General features: G+C 66.2%; 13 protein-coding genes. 11 read left to right on the forward strand and 2 right to left on the reverse strand.

Annotated features, from left to right (window positions below):
* Positions 1-7 precede the first annotated feature (7 nt).
* Genes BN1133_RS11610 through BN1133_RS11650 form a run of 9 tightly spaced genes read left to right on the forward strand, consistent with a single transcriptional unit; the run spans position 8 to position 9,003 of the window.
* Positions 8-1,558 carry an HAL/PAL/TAL family ammonia-lyase gene (locus BN1133_RS11610; protein ID WP_407922050.1) on the forward strand — a complete coding sequence of 517 codons (1,551 nt, stop codon included), beginning with the start codon at positions 8-10 and terminating at the stop codon, positions 1,556-1,558.
* A complete protein-coding gene (locus BN1133_RS11615; RefSeq protein WP_050666690.1) occupies positions 1,551-1,973 on the forward strand; it encodes an acyl-CoA thioesterase in 423 nt (140 codons plus the stop codon). Before BN1133_RS11610 ends, BN1133_RS11615 begins: the two co-directional genes overlap by 8 nt.
* Positions 1,970-2,572: an outer membrane lipoprotein carrier protein LolA gene (locus tag BN1133_RS11620; RefSeq protein ID WP_050666691.1), complete on the forward strand. Its 603-nt coding sequence runs from the start codon at positions 1,970-1,972 to the stop codon at positions 2,570-2,572. The genes BN1133_RS11615 and BN1133_RS11620 overlap by 4 nt, the downstream gene beginning before the upstream one ends.
* Positions 2,559-4,874 (forward strand): MMPL family transporter, encoded by a 2,316-nt coding sequence (locus tag BN1133_RS11625; protein ID WP_050666692.1) that lies wholly within the window; start codon positions 2,559-2,561, stop codon positions 4,872-4,874. Before BN1133_RS11620 ends, BN1133_RS11625 begins: the two co-directional genes overlap by 14 nt.
* Positions 4,874-5,428 carry a DUF3261 domain-containing protein gene (locus tag BN1133_RS11630; protein ID WP_153006750.1) on the forward strand — a complete coding sequence of 185 codons (555 nt, stop codon included), beginning with the start codon at positions 4,874-4,876 and terminating at the stop codon, positions 5,426-5,428. Before BN1133_RS11625 ends, BN1133_RS11630 begins: the two co-directional genes overlap by 1 nt.
* The gene (locus BN1133_RS11635) at positions 5,425-6,591 is read left to right on the forward strand and encodes a beta-ketoacyl-[acyl-carrier-protein] synthase family protein (RefSeq protein WP_050666694.1); all 1,167 of its coding nucleotides are present in this window, start codon (positions 5,425-5,427) and stop codon (positions 6,589-6,591) included. The genes BN1133_RS11630 and BN1133_RS11635 overlap by 4 nt, the downstream gene beginning before the upstream one ends.
* Positions 6,588-7,046, forward strand: a complete 459-nt coding sequence (locus BN1133_RS11640) for a hotdog family protein (RefSeq protein WP_050666695.1) — start codon at positions 6,588-6,590, stop codon at positions 7,044-7,046. The genes BN1133_RS11635 and BN1133_RS11640 overlap by 4 nt, the downstream gene beginning before the upstream one ends.
* A complete protein-coding gene (locus BN1133_RS11645) occupies positions 7,043-7,768 on the forward strand; it encodes a 3-ketoacyl-ACP reductase FabG2 (protein ID WP_050666696.1) in 726 nt (241 codons plus the stop codon). The genes BN1133_RS11640 and BN1133_RS11645 overlap by 4 nt, the downstream gene beginning before the upstream one ends.
* Positions 7,765-9,003 carry a beta-ketoacyl-ACP synthase gene (locus tag BN1133_RS11650; protein WP_050666697.1) on the forward strand — a complete coding sequence of 413 codons (1,239 nt, stop codon included), beginning with the start codon at positions 7,765-7,767 and terminating at the stop codon, positions 9,001-9,003. The genes BN1133_RS11645 and BN1133_RS11650 overlap by 4 nt, the downstream gene beginning before the upstream one ends.
* Before the next feature lie 42 nt (positions 9,004-9,045).
* Here BN1133_RS11650 and BN1133_RS11655 read toward each other — a convergent pair whose 3' ends face one another.
* Positions 9,046-9,774: a carbonic anhydrase gene (locus BN1133_RS11655; protein ID WP_050666698.1), complete on the reverse strand. Its 729-nt coding sequence runs from the start codon at positions 9,772-9,774 to the stop codon at positions 9,046-9,048.
* 380 nt (positions 9,775-10,154) lie between these two features.
* On the opposite strand from BN1133_RS11655, the gene BN1133_RS11660 reads away from it, so the two are divergent.
* Both BN1133_RS11660 and BN1133_RS11665 read left to right on the forward strand, forming a co-directional pair.
* Positions 10,155-10,913, forward strand: coding sequence for a DNA/RNA non-specific endonuclease (locus tag BN1133_RS11660; RefSeq protein WP_050666699.1), 759 nt, complete (start codon positions 10,155-10,157; stop codon positions 10,911-10,913).
* A 98-nt stretch (positions 10,914-11,011) separates the two neighbouring features.
* A complete protein-coding gene (locus BN1133_RS11665; protein ID WP_224160292.1) occupies positions 11,012-11,359 on the forward strand; it encodes a DUF2541 family protein in 348 nt (115 codons plus the stop codon).
* Positions 11,360-11,394: 35 nt separating this feature from the next.
* On the opposite strand, the gene mog is transcribed toward BN1133_RS11665, so the two are convergent.
* Entirely contained in the window at positions 11,395-11,931 is a 537-nt protein-coding gene (gene mog, locus BN1133_RS11670; RefSeq protein WP_231686265.1) for a molybdopterin adenylyltransferase, read from the reverse strand.
* Positions 11,932-12,099 lie beyond the last annotated feature (168 nt).

Here is a 12,099-nt window from a genome sequence, read left to right on the forward strand (position 1 = left end):
GCAAGGTATGCACGAGATCGTATTCGGGGTCCGTCCCCTCACCATTGAAGAGGTGGTCGCCCTGGCCGAGCGCCGCGCCACCCCGACGCTCAACCCCGAGCCCGCCTTTCGTGCCCGTATCCAACGCGGGGCCGACTATCTGGACCGGCTGCTGGCCGACGAGGGGGTCATCTACGGGGTCACCACCGGCTACGGTGACTCGGTCACCCGCGCCGTGCCTCTGGGTCTGGTCGATGCCCTGCCTTTGCACCTGACCCGTTTCCACGGCTGTGGCCTGGGCGAGAATCTCAGCCCGGCCGCCACCCGCGCCGTGCTGGCCACCCGCCTCAACTCCCTGGCGCAGGGGGTCTCCGGGGTCAGCGTTACCCTGCTCGAGCGCCTCACCTGGCTGCTGGAGCAAGATCTTCTGCCGCGCATTCCCGAGGAGGGCTCGGTCGGTGCCAGCGGCGATCTGACCCCCCTCTCCTATGTGGCGGCGGCCTTGGTGGGAGAGCGCGATCTCTATCGGGACGGCCAGCTGATGGGGGCGGCGGATCTCTATCGGGAGCTCGGCATGAGCCCCCTCAAGCTGCGCCCGAAAGAGGGACTGGCGCTGATGAACGGCACCTCCGTGATGACGGCGCTCGCCTGCCTCGCCTTCGCCCGCTGCGACTACCTGATGCGCCTGTGTACCCGCATCACGGCGCTGGTGAGCGTGGCCATGGAGGGCAACGCCTTCCACTTCGACGAGCGCCTGTTTGCCGCCAAGCCCCACCCGGGCCAGCAGCAGATCGCCGCCTGGCTGCGCGCGGATCTGCAAAGCGGCGAGCTGCCCCACCACAGCAACCGGCTGCAGGACAGATACTCCCTGCGCTGCGCCCCCCACGTCATCGGCGTGGTGGCCGACAGCCTGCCCTGGTGGCGCCAGCTCATCGAAAACGAGCTCAACAGCGCCAACGACAACCCCCTCATCGACGGTGACGGGGAGCATGTGATGCACGGCGGTCACTTCTACGGCGGCCACATCGCCATGGCCATGGACAGCATGAAGGTGGCGGTGGCCAACCTGGCCGATCTGCTCGACCGCCAGCTGGCCCAGCTGGTGGACACCAAGTTCAATCAGGGGCTGCCGAGCAACCTCTCGGGTGCCAGTGAATCGCTGCGCTTCATCAACCACGGCTTCAAGGCGGTGCAGATCGGCGCCTCCGCCTGGACCGCCGAGGCCCTCAAGCACACCATGCCCGCCAGCGTCTTCTCCCGCTCCACCGAGTGCCACAATCAGGACAAGGTGAGCATGGGCACCATCGCGGCCCGCGACGCCCTGCGGGTGCTGACCCTGACCGAGCAGGTGGCGAGTGCCAGCCTGCTGGCTGCGGTGCAGGGGGTGGAGCTGCGTCTCGCCCTGCAGGGCAAGGGGCCAGGCGCCCTTAGCCCGGCGCTGGCTCACACGGTGGAGGCGGTGCGCCGGGATCACCCCTTCCTGACCGAAGATCGCCCGCTGGAGGCCGAGCTGCGCGCCCTGATGGGGCGCCTGCAGGCCCGTCACTACCCGCTCTATGACGAGGTGCCCCATGGCTGAGCCCTGGCAACTGAGCGCCGAAGTCGACGTCACAGTCCCGTTTCACGACGTGGACATGATGGCCGTCGCCTGGCACGGCCACTACCTGCGCTACATCGAGCTGGCCCGCTGCGCCCTGCTCGATCGCATCGACTACAACTACCCGCAGATGGAGGCCTCCGGCTACCTCTGGCCGGTCATCGACGTGCGCATGAAGTACGTGGCACCCCTGCGTTTTGGCCAGACGGTGCGGGTGCGTGCCACCCTGGCGGAGTACCAGAACCGCCTCAAGATTGACTACCTGCTCTACGATCCCGCGACCCATCAACGCACCAGCAAGGGCTACACGGTGCAGGTGGCGGTCAGCAAGGAGAGCGGCGAGATGTGCCTCGCCTCGCCCCGGGTGCTGCTCGACAGGCTGGGGGTGACAGAGTGAGAAAGTGCCTCTGGCTGCTGCTGGCCCTGCTCCCCTGGCCCCTGCTGGCCGGTCAGATCACCCTGGCCGAGGTGCAGCGCCAGCTCACCGCCGCCGATGCCCGCAGCGCCCGCTTCGAGCAGGAGCGCCAGATAAGCGGCCTGAGCCAACCCTTGCGATCCGGTGGCGAGATCCTGCTGGTCAAGGGCCAGGGGCTCTGGTGGCAGCAGCAAAAACCCTTTCCCCTGACCCTGACGCTCACCCCGACCCGCATGGTGCAGCAGTTGCCAGGCCAACCGGCCCAGACCCTGGACACCCCCCAGCTGCTGGAGTTCAGCAGCCTGATGCTGGCCCTGTTTGACCCGAGCGAAGCGGCCCTGGCGAGCTATTTTCGTCACACCCTCACCAGCGAGGGAGAGGAGTGGACCCTGACGCTTGAGCCCATCCGCGCCCCCCTCGACAAGGTCTTCGCCACCCTGGTGCTCACGGGGAGTCATGAGCTCAGGTCGCTGGCCATCCACGACAGGCAGGGGGATGTCACCCTGATCCGCTTTTCCAACTGGCAGCTCAAGCCCCTGCCACTGAGCGCCGAGGAGCAGTCCCGCTTTGATGCTCACTGAACGACACTGGCGCCTGCTGGGGCGGGCCTGGCTGCTGCTCTGCGTGGCGGTCTGCATCGTTCTGGCGCTGGCCCTGCCCCGCGCCCGTTTCAACACCAGCGTGATGGATCTGCTGCCCAAAGAGGAGCATCAGCAGTGGCACCCCGAGCTGCGGGCCGGGCTGCTTGCCAATCTGGACCGGCAGCTGGTGTGGCTGGTGAGCCTGCCCCCTGGCAAGGACGGGGAGGCGGCCGCAACCGGGTGGAGCCGGCGGCTGCAAGCCATCGACGCCCTGGCGCAGGTGAAGGGGGCTCAGCCCGAGCTCGCGGGAGCCTGGCAAGCCTATCTGCAGCAGATGGCGTGGCAGCACCTCACCCCGGCCGCCCGGGCGCGGCTGGCGGGGGGCGCCAGCGTCTGGAGCCAGTGGGTGCTGGGGCAGATCTACTCCCCCTTCGGCGGCGTCTCCCGGGCCGAGTGGCAGGCAGACCCCATGTTGCTCACCCGCGCGGCCGTGCTCGAGCAAAAGAGCCCGATGCAGCTTGGCGAACAGGGCTGGTTGAGTGCCCTGGGGCCCGATGGCCGGCGCTGGTATCTGGTGCGCGCCGAGCTCAACCTCTCGGCCTTCGACATGGCCCGCAACCGGCAGCTGCTGGCCGAGCTGACCCGCGCCGAAGATGCGCTGAAACAGGACTACCCCGGGGCCGAGCTGCTGCGCCGCGGCACCCTGTTTTACAGCCAGCACGCCAGCACCCTGGCCGAGCAGGATATCTCCACCATCGGCCTGGGATCGCTCTTTGGGGTGGTGCTGCTCATCTGGCTGGCGTTTCGCTCCCTGCGGGCCCTGCTGCTCTCCCTGTTGCCGCTGGCCACGGGGATGCTGTGGGGACTCGGCGCCGTGCTGCTGGTGTTCGGGGAGATCCACGTCTTCACCCTGGTGATCAGCACCAGCCTCATCGGCATCTCCATCGACTATGCGCTCCACTTCATGAGCGAGCGGCGCCTGCACGGCCACGAGACGCCGGCCCAGACCCGCGCCCACCTGCTGCCGGGCCTGAGCCTGGCCCTGCTCACCACCCTCATCGGTTATGCCCTGCTCTGGCTCGCCCCCTTCCCGGGGCTGCAGCAGCTGGCGGTCTGCGCCCTGGCCGGCCTGCTGGCCGCCTTCCTGACCGTGTTGCTGCTCTTCCCGGCCTGGCTCGGGGAGTTGTCGCAGGGGCCGCTCCCCATCCGCCGCTGGCAGGCGCGCTGGATTGCCGCCTGGCGCGCGCCTGCAGGCCTGCGCCGCTGGCTGCCGCTGCTGGCGCTCGTCGTCAGCGCCATCGGCGTGAGTCGCCTGGTGGTGGATGACGACATCCAGAAGTTGCAACCCCTGCCGCACCAGTTGCAGGCACAGGAGCGCCAGATCCAGCAGCTGACCGGCCAGCAGGGGGGCATGACCGGCTATCTGGTGGTCGGGCGCGATGGCGAGCAGGCCCTCACCCGCCTCGAGACCCTGGCTGGCCACCTCGAGCAGGCCCGCCAGCGCGGGCAGCTGGATCACTTCGTTGCCATCAGCCAGTGGCTCCCCTCCCTGGCCCGCCAGCAGGGGGACCATCACGCCATCGCGAAGCTGCAACCAGGCGTCATCGCGGCGCTCCAGGGGGCCGGCCTGCCGGTGGAGGCCAAGACGCGCCCCTTCTCGCCGCTCACCCCCGAAGCCTGGCTGGCGAGCCCGGTCAGCGAAGGGAGCCGGTTGCTCTGGCATGCCTTGCCTGACGGCCGGGTCGGCATCTGGGTGCCGCTTGCCGGTATTCACGACGCCGCCGCCCTGGCCAACCTCGCCACCGAACTGGATGGCGTGGTGTGGCAGGATCAGCGTAGCCAGTGGAGCCAGCTCTTCGCCGACTATCGCCTCAAGCTGGCCGAGCTGCTGCTGGTAGCGGTATTGCTGGTGACCGGGCTGCTCTGGCGGCGCGTCGGCTGGCGCGTCGCGGCGCGGATCCTGCTGGTCAACGCCCTGGCCATCGCCATGGGGCTGGCCCTGCTCGGTTTCAGCCAGCAGCCGCTGACCCTCTTCGGGGTGCTGGCGCTCGGCCTCATCTTCGGCATCGGCATCGACTACGGCCTCTTCTTCGCCCACTGCGGCGAGGATCCGGGGCGCCAGCAGTCGACCCTGCTGGCCATTTTGCTCGCCCACCTCACCACCCTGCTGGCCTTCGGCCTGCTGGCGCTTAGCCACACCCCGGCCATCGCCGGCTTTGGCATAGTGCTGAGCGGCGGGATCTTTACCGCGTTTTTGTTATCGCCCATGGTGCTGGCCCCGCGGCCGGCTGCGGAGTCATGATGAGATATCTGATGTGTTTGCTGTTGCTGCTGGGCGGCTGCAGCAGCCGGCAGGGGGTGGAGGCCTTTATCGCCCCGAACGTCCCCCTGTCGTTGCCGGCGCCCACCCTGGCCGAGCCTCTCACCCGCCAGCAACTGCTACGGGCCAGCGCCCAGGGCAAGCAGTACCAGCTGCTCACCGCCCTGGAGGCGGGCCCGCAGGGGATCACCCTGGTCGGCCTGATGCCCACCGGGGCACGCCTGTTCAAGGTGCGTTACGATCGAAGCGGCATTCATAGCGAGCGCCTGCTGCCTCTGCCGGGTAACGCCCTGCCGCCCCCCGCCCAGGTGCTGGCGGATGTCATGCTCTGCTACTGGCCCGTGGCCGACTGGCAGCCCCGCCTGCCCGCCGGCTGGCAGCTCAAGGACGAGGGAGATGTCCGGCGCCTCACCGACCCCGCCGGAGAGCTGGTCACCGAGATCCACTATCAAACCTGGCAGGGCCAGCGCGAGCCGGTCAGCCTGACCCAGCACCGCTTCGGCTATGCCCTGACACTGGAGAGCCTGGCCCCATGACCCTCTACATTCACGCCTACAGCCTCATCAATGCCCTCGGCCGCGGCAAGGCGGCGGTGTGCGACGCCCTGAGTGCGTGGCATAGCCGGGGTGAGAGCCCCCTTGATAAAGAGCGCTGGACCCTGGTCGATGGCCGCACCTCGCCGGTGGGGCGGGTGAGCGATCCGCTGCCCGAGGTGGCGCAGCCCCGCCACGACTCGCGCAACAACCAATTGCTGCTCGCCGCCCTGGCCGATATCGACGCCGAGGTGAGCGCGGCCATCAGCCGGGTGGGCTCGGATCGGGTAGCCCTGGTGCTCGGCACCAGCACCTCCGGCATCGGCGAGGCCGAGGAAGCCGTGGCGGCGCAGCTAAGAGGCGAAGCGATGTCGCCTCGCTTCGACTATGCCCAGCAGGAGCTGGGATCCCCGTCGACCTTTCTTGCCGAGCATCTGGGCATACTGGGACCGGCGATGACCCTCTCGACCGCCTGTTCGTCGAGCGCGCGGGCCTTTATCACGGCGCGCCGCCTGCTCGAGAGCGGCCAGGCCGATGTGGCCCTGGTCGGCGGCGCCGACGCCCTGTGCGGCCTCACCCTGAACGGTTTCGACAGCCTGGAGTCCTTGAGCGAGCGGCGCTGCCGTCCGTTTGCGGCGGGGCGCGACGGCATCAACATCGGTGAAGGAGCGGCCCTGTTTCTGGTGAGCCGCGATCCCGCCCCCCTGGCCCTGCTGGGGGATGGGGAGTCGTCGGATGCCTGGCACATCTCGGCGCCGCACCCGCAAGGGGAAGGGGCCGAGCGGGCCATGCGCATGGCGCTGGCGCGCGCCGGTCTCGAGGCCGAGCGCATCGACTACGTCAACGCCCACGGTACCGCCACCCGTCTCAATGACGAGATGGAGAGCCTGGCCCTGTCGCGCCTCTTCCCCCACGGGGTGGCGGTGAGCTCTACCAAGGTGCTGACCGGCCACACCCTGGGGGCGGCCGGGGCCACCGAGGCGGCCCTTTGCTGCCTGCTCCTGGAGCGCGCCCTGCCGCTGCCCCCGCAGGGGGAAGCGCAAGACCCGCGCCTGCCCCCGCTGACGCTGGTCAGGGAGGCCGGGGCGGCCCGCATCATCATGTCCAACTCGTTTGCCTTCGGTGGCAACAACGTCAGCCTTATCTTTGGCAAAGAGGCGCCATGACTTTTCCTCCCATAGAACAACTGCTGCCCCACCAGGCGCCCATGTTGCTGCTCGATCGCGTCATTGCGTCTGAGCCCCAGAGCATCAGCTGCGAGACCCGGGTGGGGGAGCGGCACGCCCTGCTGCTCGATGCACAGGGCAATCTGCCCGGCTGGTGCGGCATCGAGCTGATGGCCCAGGCCATCGCCGCCTGGGCCGGCTTGCAGGCGCATCAGCGTAGCGAGCCGGTGCGCATCGGTATGCTGCTCGGCACCCGCAAATACGAGAGCCAATGGCCCACCTTTGCCGCCGGCAGCCTGCTGCACATCGAGGCGCACTGCCTGCTGCAGGACGCCGGCATGGCCAGCTTCGAGTGCCGCATCCTGCAAGGTGAGACCCTGTGCGCCAAGGCGCGCCTGAGCACCTACCAGCCCACGGCGGCCCAACTGACAGATTTACTGGAGCAGAAACAATGAACTCGACCGTATTGGTAACCGGCGCCAGCAAGGGGATTGGCCGGGCCATCGCCCTGAAACTGGCCGCCGACGGCTTTGCCGTGGTGGTCCACTATCACGGGGATCAGCAGGGCGCCCAAGGGACCCTCGATGAGATCGTCGCCCAGGGCGGGAGCGGGCGCCTGATCCAGTTCGATATCGGCGACAGGGAGCAGTGCCGTGCGCGCCTTGAGGCCGACATCGAGCAGCACGGCGCCTACTACGGCGTGGTCTGCAACGCCGGTATCGTGCGCGACGGCGCCTTCCCGGCCCTGACGGATGGGGAGTGGGACGACGTCATCCACACCAACCTCGACGGCTTCTATAACCTGCTCAAGCCCTGCATCATGCCGATGATCGGGCTGCGCCGCGGCGGGCGCATCGTCACCCTGTCGTCGGTCTCCGGCATCATGGGCAACCGTGGCCAGGTGAACTACAGCGCCTCCAAGGCGGGCCTCATCGGCGCCACCAAGGCGCTGGCACTGGAGCTGGCCAAGCGGCGTATTACGGTCAACTGCGTGGCCCCCGGCCTTATCGACACCGGCATGGTGAGCCCCGAGGTAGAGAGCGAGGCGCTCAAGATGATCCCCCTCAAGCGGATGGGGCAGGCGGATGAGGTGGCGGGTCTGGTCTCCTACCTGATGTCCGACATCGCCGGCTACGTGACCCGACAAGTGATTTCCATCAATGGAGGCCTGATATGAACCGACGTGTCGTCGTCACCGGCATGGCCGGTGTGACCGCCTTTGGCAACGACTGGGCCCGCGTGAAGGCGCGCCTGCAGGCAGGGCGCAGCGCCGTGGTAACCATGCCCCAGTGGGCCGTCTACGACGGGCTCAACACCCGGCTGGCGGCCCCCATCACCGATTTCTCCCTGCCGGCCCACTATCCGCGCAAGAAGACCCGCGCCATGGGTCGCGTCTCCGAGATGTCTACCGTCGCCACCGAGCTGGCGCTGGAGCAGGCCAGGCTGCTGAGTGATCCTGTGCTGACCGATGGCCGCACCGGCATCGCCTACGGCTCCTCCACCGGCAGCACGGCCCCCATCAGCGCCTTTGGCGCCATGCTCAACGACAAGACCACCGCCAGCATCACCGCCACCACCTATGTGCAGATGATGCCCCATACGGCGGCGGTCAATACCGGTCTCTTCTTCGGCCTGCGCGGTCGGGTCATCCCCACCTCCAGCGCCTGCACCTCCGGCAGCCAGGGGATTGGGTATGCCTATGAGGCGATCCGTCACGGCTACCAGACAGTGATGGTGGCGGGCGGCGCCGAGGAGCTCTGCCCGTCGGAGGCCGTGGTGTTCGACACCCTGTTCGCCACCAGTCAGCTCAACGACACCCCCGAGCTTAGCCCGCGCCCGTTCGATCGGGATCGCGACGGTCTGGTCATCGGTGAGGGGGCCGGCACCCTGGTGCTGGAGGAGCTGGAGCACGCCCTCTCGCGCGGCGCCCCCATCATCGCCGAGCTGGTGGGCTTTGCCACCAACTGCGACGCGGCCCACGTCACCCAGCCCCAGAGCCAGACCATGCAGCTGTGCATGCAGATGGCGCTGGATCAGGCAGGGCTGACCCCCGAGCAGATTGGTTACATCAGTGCCCATGGCACCGCCACCGAGCGCGGCGACATCGCCGAGAGCCAGGCGACCGCCGCCATCTTCGGTGACCAGACCCCCATCTCGTCTCTCAAGAGCTACTTCGGCCACACCCTGGGAGCCTGCGGCGCCATCGAGGCCTGGCTCGCCCTGGAGATGATGCACGATGGCTGGTTTGCCCCAACCCTCAACCTCGCCCACCCGGATCCCGCCTGTGCCCCCCTCGATCACATCACGGGGGCGGGCCGCGAGCTGCCGGAGATCGAATACCTGATGTCCAACAACTTCGCCTTTGGTGGCATCAACACCTCCCTCATCTTCCGGCGCTGGCCACACGCCTGAGGGAAGTGACACCATGAAAAGAGGGCCGTTCGGCCCTCTTTTTTATTCCAGAATGGTGCGGGCGCCCAGAGGCTGCGCCGGCCGGTTGTTGGGGTGGTGCATCACCGCTTTGAAGGCGTCGATCTGTGCCTGACTGGCGGTGACGGGGTGCTTGAGCACCAGCCAGCGCACCCCCTCGCTGCAGGGTGGCGTGGTGAGCGAGCCGTTGAAGCGATAGTAATCGAGGTTCCGGGGTAGCAGGGCTCGCACATCGAGGGGCCGAGTCAGGGTAGCCGTCGTGCCTGATTGCGTCGGGATCTGACGCCATGCCGTGGTGAGCAGGGGATTGCCTGCCCCCACCTCGAACATGACCGCCAGCACCAGCAGCGCCCCTTGCTCGCTGGTGTGGACCAGGTGCGCCTCGAGGGGATAGTGGCGACCCTGGATCAGGTTTTCGCTCGGGGCGTGAAAGTGAAACTGTTTGAGGGTGAAGGCTTGCCCGTCCAGGGTGAGCGTGCTGCCCGGGGCATAGTCGACCTGTATCGTGTGACCATTGTTGACCAGGGCAGTGGCCCCCGTCTGGTAGTGGAGGGTGAGCGGCGCCAGGGCCGATTTGATGGTGCCCTTGATGTCGACCGGTGACTGGTTGTGGCCGTTGCAGGCGGAAAATTCCGGGGTGAGGCTGGCCCAGTGCTCGGGCCCTTCGGCGCCGGCGTAGCCCCAGTGGGGGGCGGCGAAGGTGGTGGAGGAGAGCAGCAGTGTCGTGGTGAGCCAGCAGGCGTTGATCTTCATATCCCTATCCGATAACAAAAATGAGCGTGCCTCCACGAGGGAGGAGTGAGTGAGGTGACCATGTATTGTGGTTATGATGGGGCACTACCCCTAAGGGGGGTGATCGATGATGCGTGAAAAGGGGAGGGTGCGATACGAACTCAATTAATCAAGGTGACTTGTTTGATTAAATTGGTGGCAAGTGGGCCGGCTGCGAAAGCGGTGGGCTAAACCAAGCAGTATCTCACTTATCAACTCGCTGATTTAAAGCATATTAACGTCTGTTCAGCCGGATATCGGGGGCCAGTCACAGTTTCGAAATGTGTAAAAAAACTGCAATTGATGCACTGGTCTGATCTCGTGTCAAATTGCTCCGCCTACTAAACTGGAGCAATACAAAAATGATAAAAATCAATAAATTGGTTCTGGCTGTCACCCTCTCTCTCGGCTCTGCCCCCCTGCTGGCGGCGGGCTTTGCCTGTGGAGAGCATGTGCGCTTCGGCATTCCGTCCGAATCGAGTCAGAAGTTGTGTCGTGTCGGCTATGCGGTCGGCTACAACTATGACTACAAGGTCGCTGACTGGGTCTCTTACCAGATGACCAGCGAGAGCGCCCAGGGCCCGACCAAGCGTAAAGATGCCTTCGCCGAGGACAAGGAGATCCCGGTGGCCTACCGTGCCACCCTGGCCGATTACAAACGCTCTGGCTATGACCGTGGCCACCAGGCACCGGCTGCCGATATGGCCGCCACCGCCACCACCATGAAGCAGAGCTTCTTGCTCTCCAACATGACGCCGCAACTGCCCGCCCTCAACCAGAAGGCGTGGCGCATCCTGGAGGAGAAGGTGCGTAACTGGGCCATCGCCCGTGGCGATGTCCAGGTCATCACTGGCCCCATCTTCACCGGCAACGAGGACTCCATCGGTAATGGGGTCGGCATCCCGAGTGCCTACTACAAGGTGGTGATGGATCCCTACCGCCTGCAGGCCATCGCCTTCATCCTGCCCCAGGAAGATGTGCCCATGAGCCAGCTGGCCAACTACCGTGTCTCGGTACGCGATGTGGAGCAGCAGACCGGTCTCGACTTCTTCAGTGACCTGCCCTACGACCAGCAGGATACCCTGGAAGAGCGTGTCTCCCCCATGTGGAGCGACCGCTGAGCTGAATAGGGGCTGTATGGTACAGCCCCGGTTTAGCTTCAGGGAGTAGAATGGCCCTCCATTTTCCGGAGGGCTTTTTCTTGTCCAAGTACGCTTTCATGTTGGCCACGCTGCTGGCCGCCCCGCAGGCTCTGGCCGACGATCAGTTCACCCTGGGTCGCACCATATTGCTCGGCATGGGGGACAGGGGGGCCGTCATCCCGCTGGTGCTCTGCCGCCCCACCAAGTACGTCAAGGTCAAGGCCGAGCGGGAGCTGACCCTGGATCGGTTGGTGGTGACCTATGGGGACGATCGCACTCGTACCGTGCGTTTTGACAGGGAGATGGACAAGGAGCAGGAGACAGAGTGGAAATCTCTGGGCACCCGTCGCTGCGTCAAGAAGATCGAGGTCTATGGCAACGCGGAAGGGAGCAAGGCCGGGGTCAAGGTCTTCGGCCGCCGCTGAGTCGAGACAAGAAGAGCGCCTGATGGCGCTCTTTCTCATTTCTTGGGGCGAAACGGCTTGATGACGCTCTCGTCACACTCCAGACGGGGCCCCTCCATCAGATCGATGCAGTAGGGGATGGCGGGGAAGACGGCGTCGAGGCACTCGCGGATCGACTTGGGCTTGCCCGGCAGGTTGACGATCAGGGTGTCACCGCGCAGGCCTGCGGTCTGGCGCGAGAGGATGGCGGTGGGTACAAACTTGAGGGACTCGGCGCGCATCAGCTCCCCAAAGCCCGGCATCATGCGATCGCACACCGCCTCGGTAGCTTCCGGGGTCACGTCACGTTTGGCAGGCCCCGTGCCCCCCGTGGTGACGATGAGGCAGCACTCCTCCTCGTCTGCCAGGGCAGTCAGGGTCTGCTCTATCAGAGACTGCTCGTCGGGGATGAGGCGATAGACGGGCTCCCACTCCGAGCTCAGGTAGGCGCTCAGGGTATCTATGATGGCTTGTCCCGACAGATCCTCGTAGACACCGGCACTGGCGCGGTCGCTGACGGTGACGATACCGATTCTGGCTCTCTGTGATTTCACTCTCATACTCCTCCCGTTTCGTGGCGGCCACACCTTAGCACGCAGGCCCTGTGCCGGCCCAGTCTCGGCTGTGTACATGTATGCAAAATGGTCTATTTGACGCGGCTTTAGAGAAAGATGGTCTAACCGTAAGCAGAGGGGAGGGCAAGAGGTAACTTATTGAATAAA

The sequence above is a fragment of the Aeromonas schubertii genome, from assembly GCF_000820105.1.
In the GTDB taxonomy this organism is placed as follows: Bacteria; Pseudomonadota; Gammaproteobacteria; order Enterobacterales; family Aeromonadaceae; genus Aeromonas; species Aeromonas schubertii.